At 44.3% G+C, this 16,731-nt stretch carries 16 protein-coding genes and 1 tRNA gene; 11 read left to right on the forward strand and 6 right to left on the reverse strand.

Going from position 1 to position 16,731, the window contains the following annotated elements; genetic code table 11:
* Positions 1-33: 33 nt before the first annotated feature.
* Both dprA and C7H79_RS09180 read right to left on the reverse strand, forming a co-directional pair.
* Positions 34-1,131 (reverse strand): DNA-processing protein DprA, encoded by a 1,098-nt coding sequence (dprA, locus tag C7H79_RS09175; protein WP_106706983.1) that lies wholly within the window; start codon positions 1,129-1,131, stop codon positions 34-36.
* A gap of 18 nt (positions 1,132-1,149) precedes the next feature.
* A complete protein-coding gene (locus C7H79_RS09180; protein WP_106706984.1) occupies positions 1,150-2,184 on the reverse strand; it encodes a LysM peptidoglycan-binding domain-containing protein in 1,035 nt (344 codons plus the stop codon).
* 95 nt (positions 2,185-2,279) lie between these two features.
* On the opposite strand from C7H79_RS09180, the gene def reads away from it, so the two are divergent.
* From def to C7H79_RS09235, 10 genes are all read left to right on the forward strand, one after another.
* The gene (gene def / locus C7H79_RS09185) at positions 2,280-2,783 is read left to right on the forward strand and encodes a peptide deformylase (protein WP_106706985.1); all 504 of its coding nucleotides are present in this window, start codon (positions 2,280-2,282) and stop codon (positions 2,781-2,783) included.
* Positions 2,784-2,894: 111 nt separating this feature from the next.
* A complete protein-coding gene (fmt, locus tag C7H79_RS09190) occupies positions 2,895-3,836 on the forward strand; it encodes a methionyl-tRNA formyltransferase (RefSeq protein ID WP_106706986.1) in 942 nt (313 codons plus the stop codon).
* A 3-nt stretch (positions 3,837-3,839) separates the two neighbouring features.
* Positions 3,840-5,117: a 16S rRNA (cytosine(967)-C(5))-methyltransferase RsmB gene (rsmB, locus tag C7H79_RS09195; RefSeq protein WP_106706987.1), complete on the forward strand. Its 1,278-nt coding sequence runs from the start codon at positions 3,840-3,842 to the stop codon at positions 5,115-5,117.
* A 7-nt stretch (positions 5,118-5,124) separates the two neighbouring features.
* A complete protein-coding gene (locus C7H79_RS09200; protein ID WP_242447221.1) occupies positions 5,125-5,724 on the forward strand; it encodes a DUF4390 domain-containing protein in 600 nt (199 codons plus the stop codon).
* Complete coding sequence (locus C7H79_RS09205; protein ID WP_106706989.1) at positions 5,724-7,901, forward strand: ATP-binding protein; 2,178 nt, start codon at positions 5,724-5,726, stop codon at positions 7,899-7,901. The genes C7H79_RS09200 and C7H79_RS09205 overlap by 1 nt, the downstream gene beginning before the upstream one ends.
* Before the next feature lie 147 nt (positions 7,902-8,048).
* Positions 8,049-9,311 carry a sigma-54-dependent transcriptional regulator gene (locus C7H79_RS09210; protein ID WP_106706990.1) on the forward strand — a complete coding sequence of 421 codons (1,263 nt, stop codon included), beginning with the start codon at positions 8,049-8,051 and terminating at the stop codon, positions 9,309-9,311.
* Positions 9,312-10,386: 1,075 nt separating this feature from the next.
* Positions 10,387-11,028 (forward strand): DUF4114 domain-containing protein, encoded by a 642-nt coding sequence (locus C7H79_RS09220; RefSeq protein WP_106706992.1) that lies wholly within the window; start codon positions 10,387-10,389, stop codon positions 11,026-11,028.
* 351 nt (positions 11,029-11,379) lie between these two features.
* The gene (locus C7H79_RS09225) at positions 11,380-12,039 is read left to right on the forward strand and encodes a dioxygenase family protein (protein ID WP_106706999.1); all 660 of its coding nucleotides are present in this window, start codon (positions 11,380-11,382) and stop codon (positions 12,037-12,039) included.
* 4 nt (positions 12,040-12,043) lie between these two features.
* The gene (gene trxB, locus C7H79_RS09230) at positions 12,044-12,994 is read left to right on the forward strand and encodes a thioredoxin-disulfide reductase (protein WP_106706993.1); all 951 of its coding nucleotides are present in this window, start codon (positions 12,044-12,046) and stop codon (positions 12,992-12,994) included.
* A 43-nt stretch (positions 12,995-13,037) separates the two neighbouring features.
* The gene (locus C7H79_RS09235) at positions 13,038-13,586 is read left to right on the forward strand and encodes a Smr/MutS family protein (RefSeq protein WP_172592398.1); all 549 of its coding nucleotides are present in this window, start codon (positions 13,038-13,040) and stop codon (positions 13,584-13,586) included.
* Between the two features lie 20 nt (positions 13,587-13,606).
* Here the strand turns inward: C7H79_RS09235 and C7H79_RS09240 are convergent, their stop codons facing one another.
* From C7H79_RS09240 to C7H79_RS09250, 3 genes are all read right to left on the reverse strand, one after another.
* Positions 13,607-13,978, reverse strand: coding sequence for a TraR/DksA family transcriptional regulator (locus C7H79_RS09240; RefSeq protein ID WP_106706994.1), 372 nt, complete (start codon positions 13,976-13,978; stop codon positions 13,607-13,609).
* Positions 13,979-14,081: 103 nt separating this feature from the next.
* Entirely contained in the window at positions 14,082-14,615 is a 534-nt protein-coding gene (locus tag C7H79_RS09245; protein ID WP_106706995.1) for a peroxiredoxin, read from the reverse strand.
* A gap of 15 nt (positions 14,616-14,630) precedes the next feature.
* Entirely contained in the window at positions 14,631-15,863 is a 1,233-nt protein-coding gene (locus C7H79_RS09250) for an MFS transporter (RefSeq protein ID WP_106706996.1), read from the reverse strand.
* Between the two features lie 30 nt (positions 15,864-15,893).
* Here C7H79_RS09250 and C7H79_RS09255 point away from each other — a divergent pair.
* Positions 15,894-15,969, forward strand: a tRNA-Arg gene (locus C7H79_RS09255).
* A gap of 102 nt (positions 15,970-16,071) precedes the next feature.
* On the opposite strand, the gene C7H79_RS09260 is transcribed toward C7H79_RS09255, so the two are convergent.
* Positions 16,072-16,458, reverse strand: a complete 387-nt coding sequence (locus C7H79_RS09260; RefSeq protein ID WP_106706997.1) for an exosortase system-associated protein, TIGR04073 family — start codon at positions 16,456-16,458, stop codon at positions 16,072-16,074.
* Between the last annotated feature and the right edge of the window lie 273 nt (positions 16,459-16,731).

Here is a 16,731-nt window from a genome sequence, read left to right on the forward strand (position 1 = left end):
CAGATGAACGGTTTTAGTTAATGGCATCAATTGTCACTCAATTCGTTGATACCATCCTCCTGGTAGACTACTAATTTGACCGTCAAGTTCAAGCGTTAATAGCATGGCTGATACAACCTCAGCAGTCAAGCCGCTACGTGCGCACAAGGTGTCAATGTTAACAGTATCATATCCCAGATGATTGAGTAACAAAGAATTTTCGGTTAATTTCTCACTGGAGAATTCTTTTTCCCTGTTTGGCTCGGTATTGTGTAACGCGAGATGACTTAATTCATCCAATATATCTTGCGTATTTTCAATCAACTTTGCACCTTGTTTGATCAATGCATGACAGCCTTTTGACAGCGGCGAATGAATCGATCCTGGAATTGCCATAACTTCGCGCCCTTGCTCTAGTGCCTGACGTGCAGTTATCAGTGAACCGCTTTGCAATGCAGCTTCTACAACCAGACAACCCTGGCTCATACCACTGATGATACGATTTCTGCGCGGAAAGTTCCTGCCTATGGCGGGCGTTCCCAGGGGGAATTCTGAGATCAGCGCACCATCTTTCGCAAGTTTATGGGCCAGAGGGTGATTTTTTGCCGGGTAAACGATGTCTAACCCTGTGCCCACAATGGCAATGCTGGCAGCAGAACCACGCAGGCCGCCCTGGTGAGCGGCAGTATCTATGCCAAGAGCCATGCCACTGATAATACAAAGCCCGGCATTACTGGCAGATTCAGAAAAGGCTTCTGCATTGGACAAACCCTGTGGCGTAGCGTTACGGCTGCCCACAACTGCCAGCGCAGGTCGCTGAAGCAGTTCCCGTCGGCCTTTAAAATAAAGCAGAGGAGGTGGATCTGCAATATTGAGTAACTGTGCTGGGTAATCAGAGTCGGCGAATGTTATGACTGCGTTAACGGGATCTTCCAGCCATTTAAGTACATTCACAATATTTTCCCGAGCCGCACCTTGCTTGATGCGATGTGCCGTTGTTTTTTTTACAATGCGCTCGAGTGCTGTGATGTGTGCTGAAAAGATTGCTGCAGGATTGCCAAAAGCAATCAGCAGCCGACGAATAGATTCACCGCCCAAACCGTCAATTAGACTAAGACTTAGCCATGATTCTATATCAGGTGCATATTTCATGAATGTACAGCTGCTATTTCAGGGTGTTTTGACTGCATCCAGTAATTTAATGGAATGTGTGCTCTGTACAACGAGAGCGTAAGCTATTTTGTCAAAAACGCGAAATACGAATGCCAATCCCGTTCTCTCTTCAGGCAACTGTACCGTTTCCCCGTCCAGAGATTTAGCTTGACTTTTTCGGTAAACAGCAAGCACATGGCCCATTTCCAGGCCATCCATTTTCCCTTTATTCAAGGTAATGATAGAATCTTTGCCAATTTCGGTGACACCGCCATAGACTGAGATAATTCGTCCATTGATTGGAAAATCCGGCGCATGGGGCGCATAGTTATTGAAAATGTTATCGGGTGAAGGAACCAAACGATCTCCGTTCAGAATCTCTTCCGTGGCCCGAGTAATGGTTACTGTGCTGACATCAGCAAATAAACTGGCTTTGGCATTACCTAAGTAAGTTGCCTCATAGCCGAGAATCCGATCTTTTTGGTCGGGATCTTTCAATGCGTTACCGGGACGGAAAATTTGCCATGCCGAGCCTTTGTCGTTCGGTAATCCACTGATATAAGCTGTGTTGCCTGTGCTCAGAACGACTCGGTTGTCACTGGAGCCCAAAATATAGGGTGCGGTGTCGAGACCATCCTTTTCAATAACTAAGGGTTGTGTGAGAAAAGGTTCGATTGCTGCAGCCGGGATACTGGGTATGGCTGCAGTATCTGAAAGCTCTGATCGAATTTTTGGAGATAATTTAACTGTTTTAATGCCGTCTTCTGGGTCCTCAAGGCTTAATCGATATCCGTAGGGTGTTCTTTTCAGTATTACGGCATCGCCGGGGTAGATTTTGTGAGGATTCTTTACCTGTTCACGATTGAGTCCCCAGATTTCAGGCCAGCGCCAGGGGTCGTTAAGAAACCTGGAGGCAATTCCCCATAATGTATCGCCTGGTACAACGACATGACGATAGGGTGTATCGCTCCGCAATATATTATTCTCAGCATTGGCTGGCGGAATAGAAAGCAGACTCAGGAATAAAATCATAGCTATAATAGGCTTTCGCATGGACGATTCCTGTGCAAGTTATTAATCATACAAAATGATTGGCTAATAATACGGTCTAAATGCAGTATTTGTTTATTTATCTATATAATTTTTTCATGACTATTTTAAAAATTCTACAATACCCGGACGAAAAACTACATACTGTAGCGGTTCCTGTTGCGCAAGTCACTGACAAAATCCGTACATTGATTAATGATATGGCAGAAACGATGTATGCAGCACCCGGCATAGGGTTAGCCGCAACGCAAGTGGATGTCCATGAGCGTGTTATCGTTATGGATACGTCTGAAGCGCGAGATCAATTGCTAGTTCTGATTAATCCTGAAATCATTGCCAGCAGCGGTATGTCTGATTATGAAGAAGGCTGTCTGTCAGTGCCAGGTATTTATGGAAAAGTACAGCGTGCTGAATTTGTTACAGTAAAAGCCTTAAATGCACAAGGCGAGTCATTTGTTTTGGATGCTGATGGATTGCTGGCGGTGTGTATTCAACATGAGATGGATCATTTGGCAGGAAAAGTATTTGTTGAATATTGGTCTCGGCTTAAGCAAGCGCGCACTTTGGCAAGATTAAAGAAAAAACAGCGTAGTACAATGTAACCGCGCGAGCTTGCATGAAAATAGCGACTTGTTTTTTTGTGGATGATTTTCTTATTCCATCGACGGCATTGAAAATCTGTAGTCTTAATTAATGGTCATCAATGCACTAGTATGAAAATCATTTTTGCCGGAACGCCTGTTTTTGCTGCTGTTGCATTGGAAGGATTGATCCGTGCGGGGCATCAGGTTGTAATGGTTTTAACCCAGCCGGACCGGCCGGCCGGAAGAGGGATGAAAACAGCCGCCAGTGCAGTCAAGTTGCTGGCGCAGCAGCATCAGCTTGCGTTAATGCAGCCCCCGACTCTTAAAACGCCTGAAATACAAGCGCAATTACGGGCGTTACAAGCGGATGTGATGATAGTTGCGGCCTATGGATTGATTCTGCCGCAAGCAGTATTAGATATTCCTGGTCTAGGTTGCTTGAATATTCACGCATCGATATTGCCACGCTGGCGTGGTGCTGCACCGATTCAACGGGCGATACTTGCGGGTGATGATGAAACCGGCATTACGATCATGCAAATGGATGCAGGACTTGATACGGGCAACATTCTATTGAATCACGATATGAAGATTACGTCGAACGATACCGCGCAATCATTGCATGATAAGCTGGGTCTGTTAGGTGCCCAGAGTATTGTCGAAGTTCTGGTTCAATTACAGCAGGGTAAGCTTGTTTCGGTTATTCAGAATGAAACACAAGCTTGTTATGCCGCTAAAATAACTAAAACTGAAGCTGAAATTGATTGGCAACTTCCAGCCAAACAGATCGATCGGGTGGTGCGTGCATTTAACCCATCTCCAGGAGCTTATACGTCTTTTCATGGAATGATTTTGAAGATTTGGCAGGCAAAAGCAATCACAGGTGAATCCGGGCAGCCAGGTGAAATTGTTGCGGCAGATCGTGAGGGTATATCTATAGCATGCGGCTCTGGTTTGTTACAGGTGGAAATGTTGCAGAAACCTGGGGGGAAGAAAATGTATGTAGCGGATTTTTTGGCTGGCAATAATTTTCAACCAGGTGAATGTTTCACACCCGTTAATTATTCATAAAATATGGTCAAAACACAGCTTGCTGCGGCTTCTGTAGTGGGTAAGGTATTAGCTGGGGCAAGCCTAACCGAAGTGTTGCAGGATGTCTGGCAAGTGGAATCCACGCTTACGAAGCAACAAAGAGGCGCTATTCAGGATTTGAGTTACGGTGCATTGCGTTTTTATGGTCAACTGGAAGCAATTTTAGAGCTCCTGCTGAAGAAGCCGCTGCGTGATAAAGGTTTGTATCATCTGCTGCTGGTAAGTTTATATCAATTGCAGTACAGCCGGGCGTTGCAGCACACCGTGGTTGATCAGGCGGTGTCCGCTTCGCGTTGTTTAGTGAAGGGTAGCGCGATGCAGGGATTGGTCAACGCTGTGCTGCGCAATTTTATCCGCCAACAGGAAAATTTGTTGAAGCAAGCCGCTGAAAAAGAAGTTGGGCGCTATTCGCATCCGCAGTGGTGGATTGATAAACTGCGTCGGCAATATCCAACAAATTTTACTGCCATACTGAGAGCGAATAACAAGCGCCCGCCAATGACTCTGCGGGTTAATCGGCGTAAGATCAGCGTGGAGGCTTATTGTAATTTACTGGCAGAAAATGAGATTCAAGTGGAATGGATAGGGTCTGGTACACTTCAATTGAGTCAACCCATCAGGGTGGAGTGTTTACCAGGTTTTGCAATGGGCCTGGTGACCGTACAAGATGCGGGTGCGCAACTTGCTGCGCCATTGCTGGATGTGCACGATGGCATGCGGGTGTTGGATGCTTGCGCTGCTCCCGGGGGTAAAAGCACTCATTTGTTGGAATTGGCTAATATCTCTCTGTCGATATTGGATAATGATTCAAAGAGACTGATTCAAGTGCAGCAAAACCTGGAGCGCTTGGGTTTGGAATCAGAGCGGCTGATTTGCGGTGATGCGTCGAATCCTGATGAATGGTGGGATAAGCAACTCTATGATCGTATTTTAGCTGATGTGCCTTGTTCTGCATCAGGTGTGGTATGTCGACATCCTGATATTAAATGGCTGCGACGAGAGAGTGATTTGGTCAAGTTTGCAGCAAGTCAGCAAGCAATTCTAGATGCATTGTGGAAAATTCTAAATAAGGATGGTAAGTTGCTTTATGTGACTTGCTCAATCTTCGCAGAAGAAAATACAATGCAGATTGAGACATTTCTTAAACATCATTCTGATGCATGCCGACTACCGATTTCCGGGGCAGCTATGGTTGATGGGCAACTGTTACCTGATACTCAACATGACGGCTTCTTTTATACCTTGCTGCAGAAAACCTGATCAACATATGAATCGGACAAAGCTACTTTGCTTCAGCTTATTTTTCTGGTGGTTGATTCTGATGTTGCCAGCTGCCACTGCAAAAGCGGAAGGTATCCGGATAAATTCGGTCAGTTTAGTGGCAGTGGGTGAGAACTATGAAATCAGTGTGGATTCTGAAATTTCGCTTAACCCGACTTTGGAACAGGCGCTTGAGAAAGGCATTGTACTTTATTTTGTATTCAAATTCAGTCTGGTTGATGTGCGCTGGTATTGGTTGGATGAAGAAATTGTGCGCGGTAAATACAGAGTCGGATTGAGGTATTATGCACTTACGCGGCAGTATCATTTAAATCACGGCTCGTTTTCACAGAGTTTTAACACGCTCAATGAAGCATTGCAGGTTATGGGTCGATTGCATGATTTTACCTTGACGGTTAAATCAGAATTAAAACGGGACATTGATTATATCGCGTCACTGCGTATATGGCTTGATCTGACACGTATGCCCAAACCATTCCAGGTCGAGGCATTGGGTTCCAGTCGATGGGATCTGAGTTCAGACAAGTTGGAGTGGCGAATGAAATTACCTACACCGGAGCAACCGTTCCAAATGAAAGGCCAGTAATGAAGTATGTACTCATTATTGGTGCGGGGTTGGGCGCAGTCATGCTGTTTTTGCTTGCTACAGCAGGTGCCAATACGGAGTTTTTTGAGCGTAAATATCGCTTATTATTGGTTATAAATGTCGCCTTTGTGCTCTTACTCATGGCAATCGTTGCAATCCTGTTGTGGCGATTCAGGCGCAGACTTAAATCAGGTGTATTTGGATCTAAGCTGGCATTGCGATTAATGCTGGTTTTCTCGCTGATGGCAATTCTTCCTGGTGCTTTGGTCTATGCTGTATCAGTGCAATTCCTTGAGAAAAGTATCGAATCCTGGTTTGATGTGAAAGTGGATCGGGCTTTGGAGGGTGGATTGAATCTTGGGCATACTATGCTGGATAACTTGTTGGAGGAATTGCAGAAAAAAGCACAGGCCACGGCTCTGATGTTAGCAGGAACTACGAATCCTCCTTTGCTGGTGCTTAACGAGTTATTGTTGCAGTCTCAGGTGGAAGAATCGACTTTATTCAACCAAGATGGCAAGGTGATTGCATTCTCAAGCGAAACTAATCTGGCATTATTTCCTGAAAAGCCAAATGCTATGGTTATGCGCCATGTAAGGATCCAGAAAGCTTACACTGCAGTTGAAACGATAGCCGACAAAGGTTTATATTTACGTGTGGTTGTGCCTGTCAATGTATTGAGTTTGAAAGAGGATATCCGGGTTTTACAGTTATTGCAGCCAGTCCCTGTACAGTTGGCCAAAGACGCAGAGCGGGTGCAAGCCGGGTATCGAGATTACCAGGAGCTTTCATTGTCTCGTCACGGCTTAACTCGGTTGTATAGCGTGACATTGACTCTGGCATTATTATTATCGTTATTTTCAGCGCTGGCAACAGCATCATTGCTCAGTGAGAAGTTAAGCGCGCCACTCGGTATGTTAGCAGAAGGGACGCGTGCCATTGCGCAAGGTGATTACAGCCGACGTCATCTGGTTCAAAGTAGCGACGAGCTGGGTGTATTGACAGAATCTTTTAATTTGATGACGCAGCAATTACAAGAGGCACAAGCAATTGCGCAGCATAATCAGCAGGAAGTAGAGAGTGCTCGGGCGCATCTGGAAAGTATTCTGGCAAATCTTTCATCCGGTGTATTAGTATTTGATGATCAATTGGCCTTGTCTAAAGCAAACCGAAGTGCAGAACAGATACTGCAAATACCTTTGATCAGTTTGGATGGTTCAATTATTGAAGGATGTGTGGCCAATGAGCCGCATTTGAATTCGCTGATTGCTGAAATTAGAACGGGTTTTAATTCGGAAGAAACGGATGTCTGGCAGCGTCAATTAACACGCCCGGAAGATGGTCGCAATCAGGTTCTGTTGTTGCGGGGCACACGTTTGCCTAAGATATCGGGTGGCGGGGGTGTGGTGGTCTTTGACGATATTACTAATTTACTGCAGGTGCAGCGCGCGGTAGCCTGGAGTGAAGTGGCGCGACGTCTAGCACACGAAATTAAAAATCCGTTGACGCCGATTCAGCTTTCTGCGGAGCGGGTACAGCATAAACTAATCAAAAAACTCGACGAAGAAGATGCCAAGATATTAAGGCGTTCTACTGAGACTATTGTTAATCAAGTCGAGGCTCTCAAAAGAATGGTCAACGAGTTCAATCAATATGCACGTGTTCCAGAGTTGGAATTGCTGCAGCTTGATTTTAACCAGTTGGTTCGTGAAGTGCTGTCGCTCTACGAGGCTACAAATATGGCGGCTGAAAAGGGTAAATACATACAAATCAAACAGTCATTGACGGAAGGCTTGCCGGGAGTTAGAGGAGACTCTGCACAGCTGCGCCAAGTACTGCATAATTTATTACAGAATGCACAAGATGCATTATTTGATACTGCGGACCCCGTGATAGAAGTGAAAACTGAAATAGTGCATGGAGGTGTGCAGCTAAGTGTACGTGATAATGGTTGCGGGTTTTCGGAGGAGATCAGAGCGCGGGTTTTTGAGCCTTATGTCACCACCAAGTTAAAGGGTACGGGCCTGGGCTTGCCGATTGTCAAGAAAATTGTTGAAGAACATGATGGGCTTATTCATATCGAGAATATCAAGCCGCATGGCGCGCAAATCTCAATTATCCTACCCACGGTGGAAAAAAATAAAGCTGCAGAGAATAACAGATTGGCATTAAATTAAATTATCGAGTCTGTAATTTAAGAAAAGACGAGTAAAATCATTCATGTTCTGGTGCTCGTCAATCAAAAAACTGAGAATCCATAAATGAGCATGAAATTTGACAATTTAAACAAGCTGATTAGATTCCAGTAATGGAGAGAATTCTAGATGATAACAAACAATACAATACTTATTGTTGATGACGAAATTGGTATACGCGAATTGCTGTCTGAAATTTTGCGTGATGAAGGGTACCGTGTGGCACTGGCAGAAAATGCTGAGCAAGCGCGTCTCTGGCGAAATCAGACGCGCCCGGATTTGGTGCTGCTGGATATTTGGATGCCTGATACCGATGGTATTACTTTGCTAAAAGAATGGGTCAGTAATGGAATGTTGACAATGCCAGTGATTATGATGTCAGGGCACGGCACCATTGATACGGCGGTTGAAGCGACGCGCATTGGTGCATTTAGTTATCTGGAGAAACCGATACCATTGCAGAAATTGTTAAGTACTGTCAGCAAAGCTTTGCGAGGCGGACAAAGTAAACAGCAATCAGCGCTTTCTCTGGCCAGTTTGGGCAAAGGTAACTTGATTGCAGATCTGCGGAAAAGATTGGAGCAAGTTGTCAATGTGAAAGCACCTGTGCTGCTGATGGGTGAGCCAGGTGCAGGCGCTGAAATATGTGCTCGTTTCATGCATCGCCCTAATACACCGTGGGTAGAACCCGAGACATTGACTCCATTAGCGGAATCTCCGCTGGATTTATTGGAGCCCGCACGTGATGGTTTGTTATTTCTTAAGGATGTGGGTGAAATCAGCAAATTAGCACAAAAAGGTTTGTTGCTGTTATTGAGCAAACTTGAAAAATATAATGTGCGACTGGTTTGCGCGACTTCACACCCACTGGCGGAGTTGACTGCGCAAGGTGCTTATCATCCCAGGTTATACGAAGTGCTAAGTGGCTTAAGTATTGGTATTCCTGCTCTGCGGGCGCATCGGGAAGATATTCCTGAATTAGCCAATCAGATTTTATCGCGCTTTGTGGAATCCGGTGAGGCCCCATCAACCCTTCAGTTTACTACCGCAGCACTGAATTGCCTGCGTAATTATGATTGGCCGGGTAATATTACGCAGCTAACCGGAGTCGTCCATTCTTTGGCGTTGACATCCACCGGTGATGAAATTTCAGTGGAAGCTGTGCAGCAGGCAATGGTATTTCCAGAATCTGCTTCTGCATCGGTTGCCCCAGAAATTCCCCTTGATCTTTCATTGCGTGAAGCACGTGATTTATTCGAAAAAACTTATTTTGAAAGGTTGATTGATCAAGAAAACGGGAATATGACGCGCGTGGCTGATCGGGCTGGATTAGAACGTACACATCTTTATCGCAAAATAAAATTACTGGGGATTAAATTGCGCGGAAACTGATTCTGTCAGTAAGTGAGATATTACTCTACAGAATTGGCTTGGATGCTGGAAAAAGACTTGTGGAAGGGGCTAGAAATGAGGTGTTGCAAAGTTTGATGGAATACATTTATACGCGGTCTTTTGACAACTCGCGCCGTATTCACAAATTATTTATAAGCTTACTTAACAGTACGTAACCACACTTTCTGCTTCTGACATTTTTATCCCCAGGATCCCAATCCACTTTAACCGAAACTGAGTTGATTTCATATCCTGCAAGGGGATTTCAGCTTGAAAAAACTCTGTCTGATTAGCTGATTCTAGTTGAGTTGCTGGATATGCAATAGCAAAATCCAGAAGAAATACGCTTGCGTGAATAAGTGCGTTACACATTGTATTGGGTATAGAGTCCGCTGCACAGAATCTAGCGCTGGAACAGTTTGCATGCACGAGCGGTTGGGTATAAGGTAACAATTGGAGGAGTGTCCGCACAAGAACTTGCACACAAAGCTATGCCCAAGAATTAAAAAAAGCTCCCAATAAATTACTAGCTCCGCCCAGGAGCTTTATAGGACAAGTTGACTAATTATTTAGTATTCATGAAATAAATCTCTTGTCTTTGGTGCTTATCAAATCGAATGTAATTAAACTTTCTCTCATTCCCAGCGTCACCTCGATTCACGAGGCAGGTAATAAATAATGGCAATAAAACAATTACATATTAAACTATGCCTTGTGTTTTGGATAAGAAAGAATATGTAAAATCTAAATACCGAAAAGAGAAATGATAACAGACAAGAGTTATTAATCGTATAGAATATATATTAATCAGTCCGATCGGGTTGGGATTTTTATAGGACAATTTCCCGTTAATTTTAGTATGATTTCAGGATATTCATCTCTATTCCAAACTGAATATTGAGCTTAATATCTCGTTACGTAGGGAAATTCTGACTAAGTCTGTTGTTAAGTTTGGAAGACGGTAACTTAGTGATCACATTTGTCGTGATATTGCCGAGCCATAAATATAATCAACTTTTTCTGGATTTTCTTAATCTAGTGCAATTTTATTAATAATCAGTTTCTGGGGCATACAATGAAAAATTCTTTACGATTGATGGCAGTGTCTTTGGTTCTTTGTTCTGGCTTGTTCTCGATAACCCATGCAAAAGCGGCTGCGATTCCATATGCGGATGAAGGAACCCTTGTTCTTAATACTTACACCTTTACAGCAACAACAACCGGTTATATTGGCGCTTACTTTCAATCAAGCTCGGCATCTTATACCAATACGTTGTCATTACTCGTGAACGGTGTGGTTACACCAGAGTCATCTGCAGGAGTTTTAAACAATCAAACTTCAAGCGTAGGAGATTATGTTAATCTTGGCTACGTCAGTGCGGGAGATGTTCTTTCATTCCAATTGAATGTTCTTGATACCGGAGATATCTGGAATTCCAATTCTGCATTCAATGTTGATGGAACGAATCACATCTACTCAGCCGCATTTTCTGGAGACACGGCTCTTGGCATTCCTGCTGGTACCTATGTTGGATTTGAAGATTTATATGGTGGTGGAGATTTTGATTATAATGATGAAGCGTTTGTATTCACAAACGTTAGTACATCATTAGCCAATCACGTAAGTCCCGTACCTGAGCCAGAAGCTTATGCCATGTTACTGATAGGACTTGGATTGATTGGTTTTACAGTGCGCTCTAGAAAAACTAACGCATAGTACATAGTAACTGAAACAGTATCATTCTTCCTCTTCAATTCCCCCTGTGCATCACACAGGGGGAATTTTTCAATTACATTAAAATCCAGTTGAAAAGAGAGTTAAACACAATATCTGTTTCTCTCAATCCTCAAAATAGTAAGAAAGTAGAATCAGCTCACATTTGACATTTTTGCCTCAGTGCTCTAACTTGAGACAAGTTCTCAAGTAAATGAGGGATGACGGATGGCAATGACGTTATGTATTAAATTTGTCAGAGGTCGATTAACCCTGTTCTATCATCTGAATTTTTATTCATATCACTGCTCTAAAAGCTTTACTAGAATTCATAAATCGACCGAGCCATTCAGCATGAAAACAATTGCCCGAAGAAAAGTGATTAAATTAAGCCTACTGGGTTGCGTGGCCGGTGCGCTTGGCAACAGTAGTTTTGCTAAGGTTTTAGCGCTAATACCTACGCCCAGCGAAACAGAAGGGCCGTTTTATCCAGTAAAAAAACAGAAAGATAAAGATAATGATTTAACCCAGATCGATGGATACGTTGGTAATGCTGGTGGCCAACATATTGTGATTGGCGGACAAGTAACCGATGTATCCGGCAATCCGGTTGAGAATGCACTGCTAGATATCTGGCAAGCAGATGCCAATGGACGTTACCGTCATCCGCGCGATGCCAATCCAGCAAGGCTGGATCAAAACTTCCAAGGGTGGGCGGTCATTAAGACTGATGACAAGGGTTCGTTTCGCTTTAAGACAGTAATGCCCGGCGCCTACCCGGCCAGCGGAACTTGGGTTAGACCTCCACATATTCATTTAAAGATATTTAAGCCAGGTTATATTCCGTTGACAACGCAGATGTATTTTCCCAATCAGGAATTGAACAAAAAGGATTTGTTACTGAATCAGAAATCTGTCACTGAACAATCGGCTATGATGGCCAAAGAGATCGGTCAACAAGGCAATTTAATCATTTACGAGTACAATATCGTCCTCGATTTACTCCGTAAATAAATTTATGACGACGAAACACAATTCATTGCTTATTCTTGGTTCTGGCCCGGCTGGTTATACTGCCGCTGTTTACGCAGCGCGTGCCAATCTGCATCCGGTTTTGATCACCGGTTTGGCTCAGGGCGGGCAATTGATGACTACGACCGATGTAGACAACTGGCCAGCCGATGCTATGGGTGTGCAGGGCCCTGAATTGATGGAGCGATTTCAGAAACACGCCGAGCGTTTTCAAACAGAAATCATTTTTGATCATATCCATACTGCAAAACTGACGGAAAAACCATTTGCCTTGATCGGCGATCAAGGAACATACACCTGTGATGCACTTATCATTGCCACAGGCGCATCCGCGCAATATATCGGTTTACCATCCGAAGAAGCATTTATGGGACGCGGTGTGTCAGGGTGTGCAACTTGCGATGGCTTCTTCTATAAAGGACAAGATGTTGCAGTGATCGGTGGCGGCAATACTGCGGTGGAAGAAGCATTATATCTTGCCAACATTGCACGCAACGTGACATTAGTGCATCGGCGCGATCAGTTTCGCTCGGAAAAAATTCTGATTGATAAATTGATGGAAAAAACCCGCAGCGGCAATATTAAGTTGGCACTTAATTACGTTCTGGATGAAGTGTTGGGTGATCAATCCGGGGTTACCGGCATGCGCATAAGAAGTACTAAGGATGATTCCGCCCAGACAATAGATTTGCAAGGTGTTTTCATCGCCATCGGCCATAAACCCAATACCGATATTTTTGCCGGGCAACTGCAAATGGAAAATGGTTATATTGTTACTTGCGGCGGTGCTCAAGGTAATGCAACAGCGACTACTATTCCAGGCGTATTTGCTGCTGGTGATGTGCAGGATCACATTTATCGCCAAGCAGTAACCAGCGCTGCCAGCGGCTGTATGGCGGCGTTGGATGCGGAAAAATATCTGGATAACTTGAAATAGCGAGTGAATCTTAGATCCAGCACCAGCTCGTCGATAAAATTAGATGGCTAAAAATGATTCTGTTGTGAATGAGGATGAAATGTCGCTGTTTCAGGCAGCGATGAGTGATGTTGCTCCATTGCCAGCCTCAGATAAAATAGTTTCCGGTGGTATCAAAGCCTCACCGTTTCCACGCAAAAAAAAGTATCAGGAAACAGAGACATCAGAAGAGGCGCTAACAGACTATGTTTCCATCGAAATGGAGGCAGGCGATGAATGGGCTTTTGTGCGGCCAGGTATGTCTCATCAAACGTTGCGACGTTTACGTCGTGGTCACTGGAGGATTCAGGATGATCTCGACTTGCATGGATATGTGCGCGATGAAGCCAGACAAGCATTAAGTGGTTTTCTGGATGACTGTGTACAGCAAAAATTTCGTTGTGTTCGTGTCATTCACGGCAAGGGTTTGAGTTCCAAAAACCGTGAGCCGGTTTTAAAAACGAGAGTTGGAAATTGGCTGATGCAGTGTGCTGACGTTTTGGCTTTTTGCCAAGCAAAACCGGAAGACGGCGGCGGCGGTGCTATTCTCATCTTGCTCAAAGCCAAAGCATGAGTCTGTAAAACGATTGACAGTTATAACGAAGGATTGGGCTCTTGCGGAAAAGCCTTTTCGTATCGAGTTTGACACTCAATACAACGCTGTGCGGACGGATATACTAGCAACCGTTCAAATCCGATCCCGTTCCCGCAATCGATACAGTCACCGAACTCCAGTTCACTCAGATACTTCATTGACATTTCCAGTTCGCGCATTTCGATGATCTGTCGGTCGACCAATGCCGTATCAATGTCATCAGGGATATTGTTTAAATACCCCGCCATTTCAGAATCGCTGATATCCTGAGTATGAGCGAGCTCGTTACGTATTTCCTTTTGCAAATCCAGATATCGTTTATGTAATGCCGCTTTCAGCTGGACTAATTGCTCTTCAGTAAAATTTGCCATCCTATCTCCTTCTTCTGTTATATCTTACATGTTGTCTAAGATGTAATTTTCAATCTTTGATGAAAATCAAAAGAGCGTAAATCCATAGACAGTCTACCATGAGCTATATCGCTTGCAACTGCTTCAAATCTGCAATCACGTCGGAGGAATTGCGTGCCGCACTGGCCGATAAATACATGCGTGCAATTTTTCCGTGCGGGTCGATCAAGAAAGTATTGCGCTTGGCAAATTTGATAATGCCGAGATTAATGAGCGAATGATATCGTGCTGCTGTTTCTGCTGTCGTATCCGCCAATAGCGTAAATTGCAGATGAAATTTCTTGGCAAACTCGGCGTGACTATTTATGTCGTCCACACTCACACCAATTACTTCGGCACCCAAATCAGTCAACTGTTGAAGGCCATCACGAAAAGCGCAAGCTTGTTTGGTGCACCCGGGTGTGTCGTCTTTCGGATAAAAATATAACGCCACCCATTTGCCCTGACAATCTGCCAAAGTATGCATTCGTCCATATTGATCCGGCAGTTTGAATTCAGGTGCAGACTGACCCAGTTTTAAAACCTTTTTGTTGGTGGAAAAAAACCAGAACATAGTTCCCATTGTGATTATTGACAAGGTAATAGCTAACCATTCCATGATATTTATTTATCCTTATTCGTTATATCCTTGTCGCGCAGGCCAAGCCCACACCCGTAACAGTACGATTGCCAAAAACGCTAATACGCTGGCAAATATAAATGCAGCTGCTGCATTGTATACATGCCATATGACTCCAAACAATAATCCTGACGGGATGGCGGCGATGCCACTGACCAGATGATACCAGCCAAAAGCAGTGCCACGCTCGTCAGGCGATGCATAATCGCTAATCAGTGCACGCTCGGCGCCTTCACTCATACCCATGAATAAGCCATAGCAAATACTTATCATCCACAACCCGATGCTGGTTGTGATCTGGCTTATCGCCAAAAACGAAATGGCTAGCGCCGACCAGCCGATCAGAATCAAAGCACCACGTCCAAAATGATTCGCCAATTGACCCCCTTGCGTGGAAGTGATGGCCTTGGCAAGATTCAGTGCCGACCATAGCAGTAGTAATTCAACCACGCTAATGCCTAATTCATGACCGAAAAGCAAAATAAAAGTTTCAGAAGCACGCGCAAATGTGAACAACATCAAGACCCATAAATAATGCTGCATTGGTACCGACAATGCAGACCACCGCAATGGTGAAAGTGTTCGTTGTAATTTTTCTGGTGGAATCCGATCACCTTTCTTTTCTTTTATTCCCGCTCCCAAAAGCACTATCGCAGCAAACCCAGGAACCGCCGACCACAAAATGACTTCGCTCAAGCTTAAATCAGACCATGCTAATACAGCCGCAGCTGTTAATCCCCCGGCTACAGCTCCGGCGTTATCCAATGCACGATGAAAGCCAAATGCATAGCCACGAATATGCGAGGGGGTTGCATCAGCCACCATCGCATCTCGAGGCGCGCTGCGTAATCCTTTACCGACACGGTCTACACTACGCAGCAGCAATACTGTCACCCATGATCCCGCCAACCCGAGCAGTGGACGTGCCAAATTAGAAAGCATGTAGCCTGTCAATACCAAGCCTTTGCGCCTTCCGCTCTTCATATCAGTATGCCGCCCTGACCATAACTTCAGGAAGCTGGCCAGAGCATCCGCCACACCCTCGATCAGTCCTAATGCAACTGGCCCCGCCGCAAACACGGTTGCCAACAGAATCGGGATCAGCGGCACTACTATATCCGAAGCAAAGTCATTGAAAAAACTAACTAATCCCAGAACAACTACGGTTTGGGGTAGTTTCTTTGCAACAGATAGATTTACATGATTCGGTTGATCAGGTTTATTCATGCTGTGAAATTAGCGTAAAATACCATATACGCCCTGGTAGCTCAGTGGATAGAGCAACCCCCTCCTAAGGGGTAGGTCGCACGTTCGATTCGTGTTCAGGGTACCAATGAATCAGCAGCTTCTTGCCATTTATTGGGGTGCTCGCTAAAGACAATAAACCGATTAAGTAAGACTAAAGAGTGAATATTCGAGTTTTCAAGGGATGCCATCAATTCAACTGGTATCCTTTAAACTCTGTCTCTCGCAAGAAATCATTCCATACAAAAACAGGATCAACCAATGGATCGGTTGGAATCATAAAAGTCACCAGATCCAGTACTCCACATCCAGTACGATTAATGGTATACCAGGCACCTTGCAATACCCCTAAAGTAAGGATAGTCAAGCCAGAAACTGGTGTATCTTTTTGCCCGGTCAAGATGATGTTTTTTGGAAATTCTACCCATCCGGTAGCCAAATTGGCCACTCCGGCAAGAAGCTTTATGCTCGCCTTGCTGAAGTACGAATTTTCTATTACTTCTTCATTGGCTATGGCTTGAGATGAGAAAAGAAGAAATATAGAAGCGATTAAAGCTAATTTGGAAATTGATCTCATCAAAACTCCTCTTTTAATTGTAAGATTTTCTAGAAATGTTAACAGCACTCACCTAAATATTGTCGATGAATACGCTCAACGTCCAATGTTTTTATTTAAGTGGCCATTTCCTGCATGAAGCATAAACGTGATGTGTCTGGCAGAACATGATTAAATCAGTAGATCAATAATTACACAAATTCTCATACCTCTGTAACGAGACCATAGCTAGCTTCGAAGCATATGATACATCTGAGACGCGGAGCTCATTGAAATAGCAAAAATTTTCCTGAT

It is taken from the genome of Nitrosomonas supralitoralis (genome assembly GCF_003011925.2).
In the GTDB taxonomy this organism is placed as follows: Bacteria; Pseudomonadota; Gammaproteobacteria; order Burkholderiales; family Nitrosomonadaceae; genus Nitrosomonas; species Nitrosomonas supralitoralis.